This window comes from Bacillus sp. TH17, assembly GCF_016651125.1.
GTDB classification, from domain to species: Bacteria; Bacillota; Bacilli; order Bacillales; family Bacillaceae_G; genus Bacillus_A; species Bacillus_A mycoides.
This window is the reverse complement of the sequence record NZ_JAEKEN010000001.1, coordinates 863099-880824: the sequence shown is the minus strand read 5'-3', so window position 1 is coordinate 880824 and position 17726 is coordinate 863099. Positions and strand designations below refer to the sequence as shown.

Sequence of the window (17726 nt, the reverse complement as noted above, 5' to 3'; positions counted from 1 at the left end):
GTCCTTTTCATTAACTAAAAGTAGAAACAGATAAAGGAGTGAAAAACATGTTCTCTTCTGATTGCGAATTTAATAACATTGATTGTGAGGCGAAACCAGCTAGTACACTACCTGCCTTCGGTTTTGCTTTCAACGCTTCTGCACCTCAGTTCGCTTCACTATTCACACCACTACTATTACCTAGCGTAAGTCCAAACCCAAATATTACTGTTCCTGTAATAAATAATACAGTAAGTGTCGGAGACGGTATTCGAATTCAAGTAGCTGGTATTTATCAAATCAGTTATACATTAACGATCAGTCTTGATAACGTTCCTACTGCACCAGAAGCTGGTCGTTTCTTCTTATCATTAGGTACACCAGCTAACATTATTCCTGGATCAGGTACAGCGGTTCGCTCTAACGTTATTGGTACTGGTGAAGTAGACGTATCCAGTGGTGTTATTCTTATTAACTTAAACCCTGGTGACTTAATTCAAATTGTACCAGTTGAACTGCTTGGAACTGTAGACATCCGTGCTGCAGCATTAACAGTTGCACAAATTAGCTAGTAAAAAGCGGTATTTCTTAATTGAAATACCGCTTTTTATTTTTACAATAAAAAACACTCACCGTAACATGAGTGTTTCATTCTTCATATTGTTTTATTGTATTCTTCTTTTTCCCACAGTTGCATCCCTTTTTTTTCACAAATCCTTGTTGCTGTAACTGTTCTTGATATGCCTGTTGGTGTGCTTGTTGCTGTTGCTGTATGTTATACCACTGCTGTAGATCATATGAATTTTGCCTTGGATTATTGCTCACAGCAAACATCTCCTCTACTGTCAATTCTGTCTATTTACTATATGAACAACTCTTTATTTCCGTTCCCGCATCCTCTTAAACTCCGCTTTTTCTAACATCATAAAGATTTATCCCGATTGGTGCGGGCTGATAATTAGCGGGGGATGCCCCACACTGATTAAATTTTCACTTTATTATTCTCCCATAAAATATCCTGTAATTGTTTCAATGATCGCTGCTGCACCTGCAATGGCTAATAATGCTAGTACAGGCTCTGCAACAATAGGAATCCATTTATATAAAACTAATAAAAAAGCACTAACCCACACACCTGTACACCAATAGCAGCTTAATAATTCTCCCATCCACTTTCTTAATCCTTTCCCTTTCACCTTTGTAAAAGTCGATACACTTCCATCAGGCTCTGTAATCTCTAACTCATCAATAAACGGTCTTCGCAAAAAAGCTGTAATTTTATCATAAACAATAAGACGAGTTAACCTAAATGCAGCTAGCGCAAAAATAAAAAATAAAAGCCAGCTTGTAAATAACATAATTCCACCTTCCCTATCCTCTTTAGCCTATTTAAAAAAAAAGGTCTTAAGATTGTGACCAAATCTCCCCCACTCCAATATCTTATTAATGTAAATACAAACAAGAAGATAAGGAGTGACATTAATGAGTTGTAACGAAAATAAACACCATAGCTCTTCTCACTGCGTAGTTGACGTCGTAAAATTCATCAATGAACTACAAGATTGCTCTAGTTCAACATGTGGTTCTGGTTGTGAAATTCCATTTTTAGGAGCACACAATACAGCAGCAGTAGCAAATACACGCCCTTTTATTTTATACACAAAAGCTGGAACGCCATTTGAGGCATTTGCACCATCTTCAAGCCTTACTAACTGCCAATCTCCAATTTTCCGTGTAGAAAGCGTAGATGACGATAGCTGTGCTGTCCTACGTGTGTTAACTGTAGTATTAGGTGATGGGTCTCCTGTACCACCTGGCGACGATCCAATTTGTACGTTTTTAGCTATACCAAATGCAAGATTAATCTCGACATCTACTTGCATTACTGTTGATTTAAGCTGCTTCTGTGCTATTCAGTGCTTACGCGACGTTTCTATAGTTAAGTAAACTAAAAAACTATTGGGGTGGTAGAAGCTTTCTACCACCTTTACATATTTAAAAGCCGGCCATATCAATCGTTTTGATGTCTTCTATAGATAATCGAATATCTCTCATACTATTTGGTGGCATAATGGATACAATGCCATTACGGTAAGATATAATCGATCCTATATATGAGACGGTCGTCGTTCTTATTCTACATCTTATTTTTGGAATGTAATGAGGACGATTTAATAAAAAATGAATTTTTTCTTCATTATCCATATCCTTAAAGGATTTATTGTAAGGGACTGTTCTCACTTGCTCTTCCTCTTCCTCTTCCTCTACTTTTTCTTCCACCTCCACTTTAGGCTCCTCTCGTGGTTCTTGTTTCTCTTGTTCTACCACTTCTTCCACAGCACTACTTACAATACTTTCATTTCTATTACTTTGCTCTTTTTGATCCTCATCTTCGAAATTCGTTAAAATAATTCTTTTTATTTTCGGTGCAGCGAGTTCTAAATTTACTTGTGCAATATATAACAACGGTTTTCCAACTGTTGAACTTTTATTTTTATTCTTCACACTCGTCCCTCCCACTTCCATACGTAGCTGGATAAATCGTGTACTATTATAGTTATATTCATAACGTGGCTAGAACTTTCGTTAAAAATCGTTCTTTCTGGGAACAATTAAAAAGGACAGTCTCAACGTTTAGAGACTGTCCTTTTTAAACTTTAATTCCTATTATATTTATCCTAAAATATGATATCCTGAATCAACATGAATGTTTTCACCTGTTACTCCGCGTGCTAAATCACTGAATAAGAATACTGCTGTATCTCCAACTTCTTCTGGAGTCGTCGCACGACGAAGTGGTGCGCGTTCCTCAATTTCTTTTAAGATTGAGTTAAAGTCGCCTACACCTTTCGCAGATAACGTACGAATTGGTCCTGCAGAAATAGCGTTAACGCGAATGCCATGTTGTCCTAAATCGTTCGCTAAATATTTCACGCTAGCTTCTAATGAAGCTTTCGCAACACCCATAACGTTATAGTTTTTCACAACGCGCTCGCCGCCAAGGTATGTTAAAGTTAAAATATTTCCGCCTTCTGTCATCACTTTCTTCGCTTCTCTTGCTACAGCTGTTAAAGAGAATGCACTAATATTTTGTGCAAGTAAAAATCCATCGCGAGAAGTATCTACAAATTCGCCTTTTAAATCATCACGATTTGCAAAAGCAATACAGTGAGCAACACCGTGAATTGTACCAACTTCTTGCTTAATAGTTTCAAAGCAAGCTGTAAGTTCCTCATCATTCGTTACATCACAAGGTAATACAAGTGATTCTTGTCCTTCTAATGTTTCCGCTAGTTCACGAACGTTTCTTTCTAAACGCTCTCCTGCATATGTGAATATTAATTTTGCACCTGCATTATGCAAAGAGCGAGCAATTCCCCATGCAATACTTCTTTGGTTCGCAACGCCCATAACAACAAATGTTTTCCCTTGTAATAGTTCCATGATATATCCTCCCAGAAATACTTATACTTGTTATTAGTACCTGATACTATAATTATAGTACCATAAAACCTCTTAAAGGCAAACAAAAAAGTCACTAACATAAATTTGTTAATGACTTTTTGTTTCTATAAAAAACCTTTCTAATCCTTCTTCCCAAGTAGGCATTTGTAAAAAACCATTTAATCGTAGCATGTTATGTTGAAAGATAGAATATTTTGGTCTCGCAGCCGCCGATCCGAATTCTTCAGTTGAAACAGGTAATACATTCACTTTCATATTTGCATACGAAAATATTTTTTGGGCAAATTCAAACCAAGAACATGATCCTCTATTGGATACGTGATACGTACCGTATAAAGAAGTGTGAATGAGCTTATTAATCATCATATTTAAATCTGCCACGTACGTAGGAGAGCCAATTTGATCCGCTACAACAGATATGTTTTCTCTCTCTTTTCCTAATCGTAGCATCGTTTTCACAAAATTATTTCCATACTTACCATACAACCACGATGTACGAACTATAAAATATTTATTATGTAACTCTTTTACGAACTGCTCTCCTGCAAATTTAGAAGCTCCATATATATTTATCGGTGCTGGATTATGAAATTCATGATAGCCATCCGGTTTGTCACCTGGAAATACATAATCGGTACTGACATACACTAACTTAGCCCCTACTAATTGTGAAGCAACCGCTACATTTCGAGCTCCAATCGCATTTATTAAGTAAGCAAGATCCTGTTCTTTCTCAGCACCATCTACCTTCGTATACGCTGCACAATGAACAATTGTATGTGGCTTTATTTCTTGTACCACTTGCTTAATTCGGGATATATTTGTTACATCTAATAACTTTTTATCAAATGGATATATGTCATATTCCTCAGAATTCAACTCTTCTTGTAGTTGCTTCCCTAGCTGACCGTTCGCTCCCGTTATGATAATCCGTTCTTTCATCTACATGCCCCTTACTTTTCTTTTAGTGGTTTCCACCAGTCCACATTGTTTTTATACCATTCCACCGTTTCTTTTAATCCTTGTTCGAACGTATACTTCGGTTCCCATTCAAACTCATTCTTCATTTTTTGTGCATCAATCGCATAACGACGGTCGTGACCTAAACGGTCTGTTACAAATTCAATATCTTTTTTCGTTTTTCCTAAAAGTTTTATAATTTGTTCCACAACATCTACATTTGTTTTTTCGTTATTTCCGCCGATATTATACACCTCTCCTACACATCCCTTATGCAAAACGGTGTCAATTGCACTACAATGATCCGTTACATGCAGCCAATCCCTTACATTCAATCCATCACCATATAATGGTAGTTTCTTTCCTTCAAGCGCATTCGTAACCATTAACGGAATTAATTTCTCAGGATATTGGTACGGTCCGTAGTTATTAGAACAACGCGTTATAATAACCGGTAATTGATACGTTTCATAATAAGATAAGGCTATCATGTCGCTACTCGCTTTACTTGAAGAATATGGACTATTAGGAGCTAGCGGGGTTTCCTCGGTAAACTTTCCTGTTTTCCCTAAAGAACCGTATACTTCATCTGTTGATACTTGCACGAGTTTAATATGTGAATATTTTTTCACTAACTCCAACAGCGTGACTGTACCTATTACATTCGTATCATAAAAAGGAATTGGGTTTTCAATACTACGATCCACATGTGATTCAGCTGCGAAATTTACAATTACTTGCACGTCACGTTCCTTAACAACATGTTCCAGCAGCTCTCCATTTTGGATTTTCCCTTTTACAAATGAGTAGTTAGGATTTTCTTGAATAGACTTTACATTATTTAAATTCCCGCTATATGTTAATGCATCGTAATTAATGATTTTATATGTTTCATAGTTTTTTAACATATAGTGAATGAAATTACTTCCAATAAATCCAGCTCCACCTGTAACTAATATATTCATAAACAACTCTCCTACTTAAAAACTATCTTCATATTCCTGAAGTAATGGTAATATTCGATCCTTATCGGACAAGATAGGATTTGTTACCGGCCATGGAATTGATAATTCTTTATCTTCCCAAAACAAACCGGAATCGTGATCAGCACTATAATACTCATCTACTTTATACATAACAATTGTATGAGGTACAAGTGTACAAAAACCATGAGCAAATCCTTTCGGCACTAATAATTGCCTATGATTATCCGCACTTAAAATATAACCTCTCCACTTTTTAAATGTAGGTGAATCTTTTCGCAAATCAACGATAACATCATATATTGCACCTTGCATAACTTGAATGAGTTTCGTTTGTGCTTTCGGATTTTTTTGAAAGTGTAGCCCTCGAATCGTCCCCGAATGCGCTGAATAAGATACGTTATCTTGCAGAAATGAATGCGTAATCCCTAACGATTCTAGCATCTTCTTATTATAACTTTCAGTAAAAAAACCTCGCTCGTCTTCAAACAATCTCGGTTCTAACAATTTCGCATCGGTAAAATTTGTTTCTACAACTTTCATATTTTCACCTATTCTCCATTAAACTGTTTCCCAAAGTTTATATCCCGCGCTAACGTATTCGCTCTTTGAAGAGAAGCATGCGTTCCCGCATCAGTCCACCAGCCGCTCATTTCATTATAAGTAAGTACTCCTCGTTTTAAATACCAATTATTTATATCTGTAATTTCAAGTTCCCCTCTTGCGGAAGGTTTTAATTCTTTTATATAAGAAAAGACTTTCGAATCATACAAATAAATTCCCGTAACAGCATAAGAACTTTTCGGCTCATTCGGCTTTTCTTCAATTCCAATTATTTTTCGGCCTTTAATATGCGCTACACCAAATCGCTCGGGATCTTCTACAGATTGAAGCAGCACTTTAGCCCCTTCTTTTTGACTTGTAAACTCTTCAACATACGGGCAAATATCATCTGAAAAGATATTATCTCCTAATATAACTACCATCCGATCATTTCCTACGAAATCTTCACAAAGTCCTAGTGCCTGCGCAATCCCACCCGCCTTATCTTGCACACGATACGTAAAGGATACACCAAACTCTTGACCACTTCCTAGAAAGCTCACAACATCTCCCATATGCTCTTTACCGGTAATAATCATAATATCTGTAATTTCACATCGCTTCAGCTTATATACCGCATGATAAATCATCGGATACCGCCCAACGGGAAGTAAATGTTTATTCGTTACTTTCGTTATTGGATATAATCTCGATCCTGTCCCGCCTGCTAAAATAATCCCTTTCATCCTTCATCTCTCCCTTATGATGGAGATAGCACCTCTTTATAATGTTCCACAAAAATTTCCCGGTATTTCTCATATGTATCCGCATCAAACTCATCTCCGTTGTAATGAATACACCATAGATTTGCTTGATTAGGGATACCAATTAAATATCCAGCCTTTTGAAATTCTAAAGACTGTGACACATCATAGAAATGGAATCCTTGAAACAAATCCTCTCGCCACGGAATATCATACTGCGTTGCCATGAGTAAACCATCGATTGCTTGCACTGACATAAAAGATTGATTTCCGTAAAACCCCAGATCCAAATTTAATAATTGATAATTCCGTCTTCTGTACTCAATCACTTTCCCTACTAAATTTTTCCCTTCCCACCATATCCCGTTACTCGGTAAAAACTGAGCACCAGCTACTCCAATTAAACCAAGCTTTTCATTTTCTTTAAAAAGAGAAATGAGGGTACAAAACATATCACGATTAATAAGGTAAGTATCTTGATGTATATATACTTTATATTTCGCCGGATATGAAAGTGCTCGATTGTACGCACTTGCCATACTTTTCGCATCTCGTATCGGAAAAATTTGCACTACATAGCCAGGGGGAACAACAATGTTTCTTATTTGCCTTTCGCATTGCTCGAAAAGCTCTTCATTATTTACACAAACAACGACTAATATTGTATGATCTTTCATTTTGTAGCCCTCTATTCTTCCTTATTCACATCTGACATATAGTTCTCTACAAATACTTTTCTATACTTTTCATAGTTCGTCATATTTACATCGAAATGATAATGAATACACCAAGCATCACGCTGCACAGGGACACCGACTGTATACCCAGCTTTTTTAAATTCAAAAGATTGGGATACATCATAAAAATCAAACCCATCAAATAAGTCCTCTCGCCACGGAATATCATATTGTGTCGCCATCAATAAACCGTCAATACATTCCACAGGAATAAATGTTTTCGATTCATGAAATGGTTGCTCTAAACTTGCCATATAAAACAAATCGTTCATATAACCAATGACTTTCCCGACAATCCCACGCCCTTCGTTCCATACACCATTTGGAGGAACATATTGGGATCCAACCATCCCAATCATCCCAAGATGTTCATGCTCCTCAAATAATTGAATTAATCCGTATAGAAAGGCTCCATTTATAATAAAGACATCTTGGTGTAAATACACTTTATACTTCGCTGGATGTGAAATGGCTTGATTGTATCCGCTCGTCATACTTTTTGCATTTCGAATCGGCATAAATTGTATAGTATACCCAGGAGGTACTGCCAATTTCAATATATGTCGCGCACATTGTGCATACAATTTCCGATCATTTATACATGTAACAAATAGTATTGTTTTTTCTGCAGCACTCATAATTGTGATTTTTCTGCTTCAATAATATATTGAAATACAACTGTCTCAGCCATGAAGCCACTTCCAAGACGATACTTTTTACAAATTCCATATAACTCTTCAATAAGTGGCTCATATATTTTATGATCAACATATACACGATCTACTTTACTAATAGAATATCCTGCTTTTAAAAACATTCTTAGCATTTCATTAAAAGTAAAGAAACGAATATGCGTTTTATCTAATAAGCCATATTCTGTATACGTCCAATTTCCAGCGAGTAAGGGAGCTAATACTGAAATGTGCGCAACGTTTGGTATGCTAGCTAAAATCACACCATTTTCTTTTATATATGGCTTTACTTTCTTTATGACAGCCCACGGATCAAATAAATGCTCTAATACATCCCCGAATATGACACAATCAAATTGTTCCTTCTCATAAGGAAGATCCATTGTTTCTATATCACCTAAAATAACATGATCTAGTTTTTCTTTCGCTTTTTCGGCAGCCTCTGGGAACGCCTCAATTCCTGATACACGTGCTCCATTTTCTTTTATAGCCGCTCCTAATGCACCGCTCGAGCAACCAATATCAAGAACTTCTTGCCATTCCTTTTTTATATGCTTGAATAAATTAGGATTTATCGCATTATAATAATGTTCAGATTTTTCTTCGTATAAAGAACTTTTCTCCCGATTCATTTCACACACTCCTTATGCAAATTGAATTTGAAATATAAACAAAAGATATTCTACAAAGGATGCCATCTCTATTGGTTGCATTACCGATAATCTAATATATAGCCATTCTACTATCATTAGAATAGCGACAAGTCATTTCCTAAAAATAGAACAAATTACATTTTATATTGTTTATCATAGATGCCTCTAAAATATTTACGGTTATATTCAATCGCAGCATTATTCGGAACATAAGAAGCTGCCAATTCATTATAATAATAAGCTTTATCTTGATCTCCTAATCTGCTATAACAAATACACATTTGTAAATATGGAATCCACGTATAACTAGCCGGACTGTGAAAAGGACTATCCTCTGCTAGCGGCACTTCAGTTGCTAGCTTAAACCAAAATATCGCTTCATTATACTTTTGTTGTTCCATATATATATATCCTATTCTTGTACAATTCTCTCCTCTAGGAATACCATAACGAAACGACTTCGTACAAGTTTCAACTGCCTTCTCCCAGTCTCCTAACTTCGCATAACAATCTCCTAACTTACCACATGCATAAATTTTCTCTTCATGCCATCCTTCCTCTTGATTAAGAAATGTTTCATACAGAAGAACCGCATCGTCGTATTTTTGATTATCCATAGATTCATTACCGTAATAAAATAAATCTCTCGGGCTTAATTCTTCTCCAGCTGCTACAGCATTTTGAAAAATTTTCAAATTACGATTCGTTATTTCTTTTTCTTTCTTATGTGTAATGGCGACATTACTATTGTAAATCTCACCAGAAACAGCTAAATACTCATGCACCTTTCCAAACCATTGAAATTGTTTTTCACGCTTTACAAGTCGATATCTTCTTGTGCAATATAAAGGTTTCCCATTAGAATCCATTACAAGATAATAAGGCATAGAAACAGCGTCAACTTTACCATCTAACTCTCGTTTTAATGTTTTCAGTGATTCTTGAGCTTCCTCTAATAACACATCATCAGCATCTAACCATAATATATATTCTTGCGTTGCTTTTGAAAACGCAAAATTTCTAGCTGCCGCAAAATCATCAACCCACGGAAAATCGTGTATGTTAGAAGTGTATTTTGCTACAATTTCCTTCGTCCGATCAGTGGATCCTGTATCAACTACAATAATTTCATCAACAATTTTTTCTACCGCGTCCAAACATCGATCTATTGTATTTTCCTCATCGCGAACAATCATACATAGACTAATTGTAATTCCTTGCTTGTTCAACATAATCACCCTCTTCCAACTCAATCATATGTTATACATACAATAAACTTTCCATTTTTTTAACTTGTTCAAGCTATTTAAGATTTCTTTTTAATAATTCAAATGTCCGTGTCATTTTCTTGTGATTTTGCATCTACTATATAATGAAAGCTTTATGGAGGTGAATTTATGTCAAATAATAATTATTCAGATGGCTTAAATCCTGATGAATTCTTATCAGCTAGTGCATTTGATCCTAATCTTGTAGGTCCAACTTTACCACCAATACCACCGTTTACACTTCCAACCGGGCCGACTGGACCTACTGGGCCGACTGGACCTACTGGACCTACCGTACCTACTGGGCCTACTGGGCCTACTGGACCGACTGGACCGACTGGACCGACTGGACCGACTGGGCCTACTGGAGACACTGGTACAACTGGCGCGACTGGAGACACTGGCGCAACTGGGCCGACTGGAGACACTGGTGCAACTGGACCTACTGGGCCTACTGGAGACACTGGCGCAACTGGACCTACCGGGCCGACTGGAGACACTGGCGCAACTGGACCTACTGGGCCGACTGGAGACACTGGTGCAACTGGTGCGACTGGGCCTACTGGACCTACTGGGCCTACTGGGCCTACTGGACCTACTGGGCCTACTGGGCCATCTGGATTAGGACTTCCAGCAGGATTGTATGCATTTAACTCTGCTACAATTTCTTTAGCTCTTGGAATTAATGATCCTGTACCGTTTAACACGGTTGGATCTCAGTTTGGTACAGCAATTTCTCAATTAGACGCTGATACTTTCATCATAAGTGAAACTGGATTCTATAAAATTACTGTTATCGCATATACTGCAGCAGTAAGTATATTAGGTAGCCTTGCAATTCAAGTGAACGGCGTTAATATACCTGGCGCTGGAACAAGTTTAATCTCACTTGGAGCGCCTCTCGTTATCCAGGCAATTACACAAATTACAATAACGCCATCAATGGTTGAAGCTGTCGTTACAGGACTTGGATTATCTCTAGCTCTTGGTACAAGTGCATCCATTATTATTGAAAAAATCGCTTAATTTTTTTACTTAGCAGTAAAACTGATATCAGTTTTACTGCTTTTTCAATTATGAATTCAAGCATGAAACTTTCACTATCTACATAATCATATTGTTGTATGACATTTTGCAGGAGGCACAAATATGGAAAATAAATTTGCTGTTCAGCTTTATCTCGAGTTGTTAAAGAAAACAATTTTATTTGAAATATGGCTAGAGTATGAGCCATACTTACCTGCTTCATTACATATTTCTAAGGAACTCCCATATGAACCAGTTACCGTACCACTTCCTTTATTCATTAAGCAATATGCTGAAAACCATAACTTGAAAATTGTGAAACCAGATGTTTTAAAAAGTGAACGTCAAGATGGGATGGATTGGCCCAGAGCAGCACACAGTATGATCGGCCGGGAACGAATGAATCAATTACATGAAGCACTGGAAACAGTTGTCCGTGAAAATATAGAAGGTGATTTTATTGAAACAGGTGTGTGGCGCGGGGGATCGTGCATTTTTATGAATGGTTTTTTACAGGCAAATAACATTACTGATCGTAATGTGTGGGTTGCAGATTCATTTGAAGGTTTGCCAACACCGAATTTAGAACACTATCCGAAAGATTACGGAGATTATTTACACTCTTTCGATTACTTACGCGTTTCTTTAGAACAAGTACAAGAGAATTTTAGAAAATATGATTTATTAAATGATCAAGTAAAATTTTTAAAAGGCTGGTTTAAAGATACTTTACCAACAGCACCAATAGAAAAAATTGCAATTGCACGCCTTGACGGTGATATGTACGAATCCACAATGGATGGTCTCGTGAACTTATACGATAAAGTTTCTAAGGGCGGCTATATTATTATTGATGACTATGGACTACCAGCTTGTGCAGAGGCCGTGACAGACTTTAGAAATCAAAGAAACTTAAAAGCTCCTATTACTAAAATTGATGTATTCGGGGTTTATTGGCGAAAAGAATAGGGCGAAACTTTATTCAGTTAGGGTTTCTCCATCTCACACTAATTATTAGCCTTCGCCAATAGCATGATAAATAAAAACAAAAGCTCCCATTACTATTTCCAGTTGTTTTAGGGAGCTTTTTACATATCGCAACAGTTCTAATATCGTTTCCCCTCCCACTATAAAATGTTAGCTGCATGTTAAAAATGTTGGTTCCCTATTTACTACAAGGAAGGAGTGAAATTATGAGCGAGCTTGAAAAAAAAATCGCATTAATCCCACCTCCCGAACTCGTCCAATATGTAGGTGGCGACTTTCAAAAGGTTGGAAAAGAATTCATAAAGCATTTTATTCAAATTGGTAGTTTAAAATCCAATGAAACAGTGTTAGATGTAGGTTGTGGTGTCGGTCGAATGGCGGTTCCATTAATGAATTACTTAGGTGATGATGGAGCTTATTATGGATTTGATTTATTTAAAGATGGCATTACATGGTGCAAAAATAATATTTCAACTGCCCGTAGCAATTTCCATTTTGAACACGTTGATATATATAATCAATTCTACAACCCAGAAGGAAAAGAAGATGCTTCTCAATACAAATTTCCATATGAAGACGATTCATTCGATTTTATTTTTTTAACTTCTGTATTTACCCATCTCCTTCCGAAAGAATTAGAACATTACGTATCTGAGATTGTACGTGTTCTAAAAAAAGATGGGAGATGTTTTATTACCTTCTTTCTCATTAACCCTGAATCATCCTATTACTTAAATTCTGGGCTAAGTACATTAGGTTTTTATCATCAAATTGAAAATTGTTATGTTGTGAATAAAGATATTCCTAATTTCGCAGTTGCCTATCCTGAAGAAGATATCCGCACCTTATTAAATAAACATGGCTTAGAGGTAATTAATCAACCGCATTATGGTTTATGGTGCGGCAGAAATGAATATACAAGTTATCAAGATATCGTTCTTACAAAAAAAGCTTCTGAAAGGTAGTTTCGTATGAATAATAAAAAAAAGTCACCTCTCGTTTCCATCCTTATTCCCACTTATAATCGACCACATTATTTCAAAATTGCTCTAGAAAGTGCATTAGCACAAACTTATCCAAACATTGAAATTATTATAGGCGACGATAGTACAAATGATGAAACAGAAATCTTAATAAATGAACAGTATTTACCTAATTATAAAAACATAACATACATTCGAAATACCACTACTTTAGGACAATTTCATAACGATCTTATGCTCTTAGAGAAATCTAATGGGGAGTATATAAATTTTTTAATGGACGATGATGTGTTTTATAATCATAAAATACAAAAAATGATGGCTTATTTTGAGCAAGACACAAATAAAAATCTCGCTCTTATAACTTCTTATCGAGTACGTATTGATGATCACGGGAATTTAATTGGAGATGCTCATCCAACACAAAGATTATATAGCGAAGACATTCAATTAAACGGAATATTTTTAGGCGACTGGATGTTAAAAGGTGGACATAACATTATCGGTGAGCCTACAACTATTCTATTTAGAAAACAGTTACTCACTGAACCTTTCGGCACACTAAAAGGAAGGCACTATTCTTGTAGTGTCGATATGGCATCATGGATTTCCTTACTTTCTAAAGGAGACGCAGTATACATATCCGAACCTTTAAGCCAATTTCGCTACCATACTGGGCAACAAATACACAGCAAACTCCTTGAAGGATCTGAGGATTTTACGCACCTCGTTATAACTTCAAAAGAATACGGATTTTTACAAGATAATACAGATTATAGACTAGGTCTAATTAGCGCTTATAAATGGTGTAAAGGTTCCTTAGAATATTATAGCCAGCTACCAAACCTCATTCCAGATGCACATGTACGTCTTTCCCATTGTTTGGACATAATTATAAAAGAGCTACATCATTAGTCTATTCTGCGAAAATAAAATGTGTGAGCTTTACGTGAATAATGCGTATAGTTCATACATTCTTTTTAAACTATGTGATGCACCAACTAAAACCCACTAATATAGAGAGCAGTAGAAAGGAATTCATACAGTGAAAGATCCGAACACTCAATATCAAATAGACTACATATTAATATTCATTTTATTTGCCATTGGGATTGTTAGCTGCTTTGCTATCGCAAGTGCACAAGCTTCTTTACCACCATTTTTACAAAACGTAAATTTTGTATTAAAACAAATCCAATGGTATGCCATTGGATTTATCGCCATTGGTGTTATTATGGTTATTGATTTCGATCGCTATAAACAAATTGCTTGGTATTTATATAGCTTTGCACTCATACTTCTAATTGGCCTAGAACTTCAAGTTCCTGGCGCCGTTACAATTAAAGGGGCTACCGCGTGGTACAGACTTCCAGGCATCGGAAATTTTCAGCCTTCTGAAATTATGAAATTATTTTTGATTATCGTCGTTGGGCGAATTATAGCGAATCACAATGAAAAATACCTTTTTCGGACAACTCGTGAAGATTTCATTTTACTTTTAAAAATATTTGCAGCTAGTTTACCTCCACTACTTCTAATCGCAAAAGAACCTGATTTAGGAAACACAATGGTCATTTCAGCGATGCTTGCAACAATGGTTTTAGTTTCTGGTATACGTTGGCGCTTTATCCTCGGATTAACCTCCGGTATTTTCGCCATAGGCTCTACCTTAACATATATTTATTTCACGCATACAGAGTTCTTTAAAGAGCACATTCTAAAAGAATATCAATTAAATCGCTTCTATGGTTGGCTTGCACCTTATGAATATGACGCACAAGGATACCAATTAAGACAAGCATTTTTAGCTACTGGATCAGGAGAGATGCAAGGAAAAGGATGGGAAAATAGACAAGTATATTTTCCAGAGCCACATACAGATTTTATTTTTACAAATATCGCTGAACAATTCGGCTTTTTAGGAGCAAGTGTTATTATTTCATTTTTTTTCTTACTCATTTACCGAATGATCCATATCGCTTTAGAAAGCAATGAACCTTTCGGTAGTTATATTTGCGCTGGTACAATTGGAATGTTTACGTTCCAAGTATTCCAAAATATTGGGATGACAATTGGTTTACTCCCTATTACAGGAATAACGTTACCGCTTATGAGCTACGGCGGGAGTTCACTGCTCACATATATGGTTGCTATTGGATTTATTTTAAACGTACGCTCAAGAACTAAAATCTTTATGTTTAAATGAACCATATCGAAAAACGGTATGGTTTTTTTCTATTTCCATTTTAGATATACTAATGAAAAAATGAGCTGGAGGTTTAAATATGAAATATGACATTATAGGTGATATTCACGGATGCTTCCAAGAGTTTCAAGATTTAACAACGAAACTAGGGTATAGCTGGGATAGTGGTATCCCAATTCATAACGCAAAACGAAGGCTTGCATTCGTTGGTGATATTACAGACCGAGGTCCTCATTCATTACCGATGATTGAAATTGTATGGGAGCTCGTAATAAATAGAAAAGATGCTTATTATGCTCCAGGGAATCACTGTAATAAACTGTATCGTTTCTTCCTTGGACGTAATGTTACAATCGCTCATGGGCTCGAAACAACTGTTGCAGAATATGAAGCATTGCCTTCTAATAAGCAACAAATAATAAAAGAAAAATTCATTACTCTTTACGAACAATCACCGCTATATCACATACTGGATGAAAAAAAATTAACCGTCTGTCACGCTGGTATTCGGCAAGATTACATAGGAAGACAAGATAAAAAAGTAGAAACCTTTGTATTATATGGTGATATTACAGGCGAAAAACACCCTGACGGCTCACCTGTCCGCCAAGATTGGGCGAAAGAGTATAAGGGTGAAACATGGATTGTTTATGGACATACACCTGTCAATGAACCTCGCTTTGTGAATCATACAGTCAATATTGATACTGGTGCTGTATTTGGTGGTAAACTAACTGGACTACGTTACCCTGAGTTGGAGACCGTTTCTGTCCCTTCTTCCCTACCTTTTGTCCCTGAAAAGTTCCGCCCAATTTCATAAAGTGAAACTTTAATCAGTGGGGGTTTTGTTCATCCCCCCCTGATTATTAGCCTGCACCAATCGGGATAAATACCTCTACTTAATACAATTCACGATTTGCAGAGGATCATGGTGTTTTCTAGACATATTCCACACTAAAACTAGATAAAGCAATTAAAAAAAGATGCAATAAAGTGCATCTTTTTTTAATTGCACGGCATATACTGTCGCAGGAGGTGACGGAATGAAGAAAAAATCTTCTAAACAAAAAAGAAAATTCCACCCTTTATACCATCCCATGTATGGAATTAACAACTGGTGCAGTATTCGAGCTGCAGCTATAGAAGAAATAGAAGAACAAGAGTCATCAAAAAAAAGCAAACCGAGAGAAACATATGTCTCTTTAGAAAATGCTGTTATGAGGCGAATTATAGATAGCAGGAAAATAAAAGCAAAACAAAAAAAGAAGCTCGCTTCTAATAATGATGAACCTGTGCTTAATTCGGAAAAGATACAAGAAAATATAGAAGAAAACATTCCTGCAGCAATAAAGGAAAAAGTACAACCAGAAATTCCAGCTACTATTATAAATCAAGTAAAAAAAATAAAAGAAGCATTAATCTCGGGCAACGATGTACAAATAGAAAGATCCGCCCCTATTCAGGCTCCTGTACCTACACCTATAAAAAAAGAAAATAACAAAGGAGCTCGTCACGCATATAAAGAAGGACTTCACTCTAAAGCTGATGGAATCGCTTCACATGCAGAAGGGCTTCTTACACATGCAACGGGTCCCTTTTCTCATGCAGAAGGGACAAAAACAAAGGCAACTGGACATAGTTCGCATAGCGAAGGAAGTGAAACGACAGCAGGCGGCTCTTATTCTCATGCAGAAGGAAAACATGCAATTGCTTTGGGCGAAGCAGCACATGCAGAAGGAACCGCAACTATCGCTAACGGATTCTCATCTCATGCGGAAGGAAATCATACATCAACAGCTAATTTTGCAGGCAGCCATATTATGGGTAAATTTGGTACAGCAGAAGAAGCTTATTCCTGGTTTATCGCAAATGGGACAAATGACACTGATTATAATATAGGTGCCAAATGGCTTGCCCATAACGGAGAAATGTATATCGATGGTGCTTCTTACAATGCAGGTGGTACTGATTTTGCACAAATGTTTGAGGCAGCAGATCATAGCCCTATTGATATCGGCTATTTCATTACATTTAGTAGCGAAGAAAAAATTCGAAAAGCTACTTCAAATGATTCATTCATATTAGGAATATCTAGCGCTACCCCCGCTCTCATAGGAAATAGCGGTGCTTTAAGTTGGCAAAAACGCTATAAAACAGACAGCTTCGGAAAACGTCAATATACGCGTACGGATACGCAAGAAATACGACCTCTTTTAAATACAGAATGGGATCCAGCTTGTAAGTATATATCAAGAAGAGACCGTACTGAGTGGCTTCCTGTCGGATTAATTGGACAAATGTTAGTACGTGATGACGGCACTTGCGAAACACACGGATATTGTCGTCCGAATGATGACGGCATTGCCACGAAAGCTGAAAGTGGCTTTTTCGTTATAAAACGTACTGGTGAAAATCAAATTTTAATATTATTCCGCTAAAAAAAGGGAACAAAATTCTTTTTATGATAAGAATTTTGTTCC

General features: G+C 36.5%; 21 protein-coding genes. 9 read left to right on the top strand and 12 right to left on the bottom strand.

Going from position 1 to position 17726, the window contains the following annotated elements:
* Positions 1-47: 47 nt before the first annotated feature.
* Complete coding sequence (exsF, locus tag JFT95_RS04360; protein WP_002011391.1) at positions 48-551, top strand: exosporium protein ExsF; 504 nt, start codon at positions 48-50, stop codon at positions 549-551.
* A gap of 76 nt (positions 552-627) precedes the next feature.
* Here the strand turns inward: exsF and JFT95_RS04355 are convergent, their stop codons facing one another.
* Together JFT95_RS04355 and JFT95_RS04350 are read right to left on the bottom strand one after the other, a co-directional pair.
* A complete protein-coding gene (locus tag JFT95_RS04355; protein ID WP_033708144.1) occupies positions 628-813 on the bottom strand; it encodes a hypothetical protein in 186 nt (61 codons plus the stop codon).
* A gap of 164 nt (positions 814-977) precedes the next feature.
* Positions 978-1337 carry a DUF1360 domain-containing protein gene (locus JFT95_RS04350; protein ID WP_002140858.1) on the bottom strand — a complete coding sequence of 120 codons (360 nt, stop codon included), beginning with the start codon at positions 1335-1337 and terminating at the stop codon, positions 978-980.
* Between the two features lie 124 nt (positions 1338-1461).
* Between JFT95_RS04350 and exsY the strand changes: the two genes are divergently transcribed.
* Positions 1462-1926 carry an exosporium assembly protein ExsY gene (gene exsY / locus JFT95_RS04345; RefSeq protein ID WP_002140857.1) on the top strand — a complete coding sequence of 155 codons (465 nt, stop codon included), beginning with the start codon at positions 1462-1464 and terminating at the stop codon, positions 1924-1926.
* A 48-nt stretch (positions 1927-1974) separates the two neighbouring features.
* On the opposite strand, the gene JFT95_RS04340 is transcribed toward exsY, so the two are convergent.
* The 10 genes from JFT95_RS04340 to JFT95_RS04295 form a co-directional block, all read right to left on the bottom strand.
* A complete protein-coding gene (locus JFT95_RS04340) occupies positions 1975-2505 on the bottom strand; it encodes a CotO family spore coat protein (protein ID WP_201051543.1) in 531 nt (176 codons plus the stop codon).
* A 147-nt stretch (positions 2506-2652) separates the two neighbouring features.
* A complete protein-coding gene (fabI, locus tag JFT95_RS04335) occupies positions 2653-3423 on the bottom strand; it encodes an enoyl-ACP reductase FabI (protein ID WP_002011384.1) in 771 nt (256 codons plus the stop codon).
* A 108-nt stretch (positions 3424-3531) separates the two neighbouring features.
* Positions 3532-4386 carry a dTDP-4-dehydrorhamnose reductase gene (gene rfbD / locus JFT95_RS04330; RefSeq protein WP_002011383.1) on the bottom strand — a complete coding sequence of 285 codons (855 nt, stop codon included), beginning with the start codon at positions 4384-4386 and terminating at the stop codon, positions 3532-3534.
* An 11-nt stretch (positions 4387-4397) separates the two neighbouring features.
* Positions 4398-5369: a dTDP-glucose 4,6-dehydratase gene (gene rfbB / locus JFT95_RS04325; protein WP_002125972.1), complete on the bottom strand. Its 972-nt coding sequence runs from the start codon at positions 5367-5369 to the stop codon at positions 4398-4400.
* 15 nt (positions 5370-5384) lie between these two features.
* The gene (rfbC, locus tag JFT95_RS04320; protein ID WP_201051540.1) at positions 5385-5930 is read right to left on the bottom strand and encodes a dTDP-4-dehydrorhamnose 3,5-epimerase; all 546 of its coding nucleotides are present in this window, start codon (positions 5928-5930) and stop codon (positions 5385-5387) included.
* Between the two features lie 8 nt (positions 5931-5938).
* A complete protein-coding gene (locus tag JFT95_RS04315; protein WP_201051538.1) occupies positions 5939-6676 on the bottom strand; it encodes a sugar phosphate nucleotidyltransferase in 738 nt (245 codons plus the stop codon).
* Positions 6677-6690: 14 nt separating this feature from the next.
* Positions 6691-7371, bottom strand: coding sequence for a glycosyltransferase family protein (locus tag JFT95_RS04310; RefSeq protein ID WP_044437801.1), 681 nt, complete (start codon positions 7369-7371; stop codon positions 6691-6693).
* An 11-nt stretch (positions 7372-7382) separates the two neighbouring features.
* Entirely contained in the window at positions 7383-8069 is a 687-nt protein-coding gene (locus JFT95_RS04305; protein ID WP_002140852.1) for a glycosyltransferase family protein, read from the bottom strand.
* Positions 8066-8755 (bottom strand): class I SAM-dependent methyltransferase, encoded by a 690-nt coding sequence (locus tag JFT95_RS04300; protein ID WP_002125965.1) that lies wholly within the window; start codon positions 8753-8755, stop codon positions 8066-8068. The genes JFT95_RS04305 and JFT95_RS04300 overlap by 4 nt, the downstream gene beginning before the upstream one ends.
* 155 nt (positions 8756-8910) lie before the next feature.
* Complete coding sequence (locus tag JFT95_RS04295; protein ID WP_002125963.1) at positions 8911-10008, bottom strand: tetratricopeptide repeat-containing glycosyltransferase family 2 protein; 1098 nt, start codon at positions 10006-10008, stop codon at positions 8911-8913.
* Positions 10009-10173: 165 nt separating this feature from the next.
* Here JFT95_RS04295 and JFT95_RS04290 point away from each other — a divergent pair, with 165 nt between their 5' ends.
* The 7 genes from JFT95_RS04290 (at position 10174) to JFT95_RS04260 (ending at position 17684) form a co-directional block, all read left to right on the top strand.
* Positions 10174-11070: a BclA C-terminal domain-containing protein gene (locus JFT95_RS04290; protein WP_201051536.1), complete on the top strand. Its 897-nt coding sequence runs from the start codon at positions 10174-10176 to the stop codon at positions 11068-11070.
* A gap of 123 nt (positions 11071-11193) precedes the next feature.
* Entirely contained in the window at positions 11194-12039 is an 846-nt protein-coding gene (locus JFT95_RS04285) for a TylF/MycF family methyltransferase (RefSeq protein ID WP_002186420.1), read from the top strand.
* 224 nt (positions 12040-12263) lie between these two features.
* Entirely contained in the window at positions 12264-13022 is a 759-nt protein-coding gene (locus JFT95_RS04280; RefSeq protein WP_088038889.1) for a class I SAM-dependent methyltransferase, read from the top strand.
* Positions 13023-13028: 6 nt separating this feature from the next.
* On the top strand, positions 13029-13955 hold the full coding sequence (locus tag JFT95_RS04275) for a glycosyltransferase family 2 protein (protein WP_002030400.1): 927 nt from the start codon (positions 13029-13031) through the stop codon (positions 13953-13955).
* A gap of 130 nt (positions 13956-14085) precedes the next feature.
* Positions 14086-15246: an FtsW/RodA/SpoVE family cell cycle protein gene (locus tag JFT95_RS04270; RefSeq protein WP_002030401.1), complete on the top strand. Its 1161-nt coding sequence runs from the start codon at positions 14086-14088 to the stop codon at positions 15244-15246.
* A gap of 79 nt (positions 15247-15325) precedes the next feature.
* Positions 15326-16066 (top strand): bis(5'-nucleosyl)-tetraphosphatase PrpE, encoded by a 741-nt coding sequence (prpE, locus tag JFT95_RS04265; RefSeq protein WP_088038887.1) that lies wholly within the window; start codon positions 15326-15328, stop codon positions 16064-16066.
* A gap of 223 nt (positions 16067-16289) precedes the next feature.
* Positions 16290-17684 carry a peptidase G2 autoproteolytic cleavage domain-containing protein gene (locus JFT95_RS04260; protein WP_002140844.1) on the top strand — a complete coding sequence of 465 codons (1395 nt, stop codon included), beginning with the start codon at positions 16290-16292 and terminating at the stop codon, positions 17682-17684.
* The last annotated feature ends 42 nt before the right edge of the window (positions 17685-17726 follow it).

Excerpts from the sequence above, each read along its gene's own strand:
- rfbD (WP_002011383.1), bottom strand. The coding sequence starts at position 4,386 with ATGAAAGAACGGATTATCATAACGGGAGCGAACGGTCAGCTAGGGAAG.
- JFT95_RS04350 (WP_002140858.1), bottom strand. The coding sequence starts at position 1,337 with ATGTTATTTACAAGCTGGCTTTTATTTTTTATTTTTGCGCTAGCTGCA.
- JFT95_RS04305 (WP_002140852.1), bottom strand. The coding sequence starts at position 8,069 with ATGAGTGCTGCAGAAAAAACAATACTATTTGTTACATGTATAAATGAT.
- JFT95_RS04285 (WP_002186420.1), top strand. The coding sequence starts at position 11,194 with ATGGAAAATAAATTTGCTGTTCAGCTTTATCTCGAGTTGTTAAAGAAA.
- JFT95_RS04295 (WP_002125963.1), bottom strand. The coding sequence starts at position 10,008 with ATGTTGAACAAGCAAGGAATTACAATTAGTCTATGTATGATTGTTCGC.
- JFT95_RS04280 (WP_088038889.1), top strand. The coding sequence starts at position 12,264 with ATGAGCGAGCTTGAAAAAAAAATCGCATTAATCCCACCTCCCGAACTC.
- rfbB (WP_002125972.1), bottom strand. The coding sequence starts at position 5,369 with ATGAATATATTAGTTACAGGTGGAGCTGGATTTATTGGAAGTAATTTC.
- prpE (WP_088038887.1), top strand. The coding sequence starts at position 15,326 with ATGAAATATGACATTATAGGTGATATTCACGGATGCTTCCAAGAGTTT.
- JFT95_RS04315 (WP_201051538.1), bottom strand. The coding sequence starts at position 6,676 with ATGAAAGGGATTATTTTAGCAGGCGGGACAGGATCGAGATTATATCCA.
- rfbC (WP_201051540.1), bottom strand. The coding sequence starts at position 5,930 with ATGAAAGTTGTAGAAACAAATTTTACCGATGCGAAATTGTTAGAACCG.
- JFT95_RS04290 (WP_201051536.1), top strand. The coding sequence starts at position 10,174 with ATGTCAAATAATAATTATTCAGATGGCTTAAATCCTGATGAATTCTTA.
- fabI (WP_002011384.1), bottom strand. The coding sequence starts at position 3,423 with ATGGAACTATTACAAGGGAAAACATTTGTTGTTATGGGCGTTGCGAAC.
- JFT95_RS04355 (WP_033708144.1), bottom strand. The coding sequence starts at position 813 with ATGTTTGCTGTGAGCAATAATCCAAGGCAAAATTCATATGATCTACAG.
- JFT95_RS04300 (WP_002125965.1), bottom strand. The coding sequence starts at position 8,755 with ATGAATCGGGAGAAAAGTTCTTTATACGAAGAAAAATCTGAACATTAT.
- JFT95_RS04275 (WP_002030400.1), top strand. The coding sequence starts at position 13,029 with ATGAATAATAAAAAAAAGTCACCTCTCGTTTCCATCCTTATTCCCACT.
- JFT95_RS04260 (WP_002140844.1), top strand. The coding sequence starts at position 16,290 with ATGAAGAAAAAATCTTCTAAACAAAAAAGAAAATTCCACCCTTTATAC.
- exsY (WP_002140857.1), top strand. The coding sequence starts at position 1,462 with ATGAGTTGTAACGAAAATAAACACCATAGCTCTTCTCACTGCGTAGTT.
- JFT95_RS04340 (WP_201051543.1), bottom strand. The coding sequence starts at position 2,505 with ATGGAAGTGGGAGGGACGAGTGTGAAGAATAAAAATAAAAGTTCAACA.
- exsF (WP_002011391.1), top strand. The coding sequence starts at position 48 with ATGTTCTCTTCTGATTGCGAATTTAATAACATTGATTGTGAGGCGAAA.
- JFT95_RS04310 (WP_044437801.1), bottom strand. The coding sequence starts at position 7,371 with ATGAAAGATCATACAATATTAGTCGTTGTTTGTGTAAATAATGAAGAG.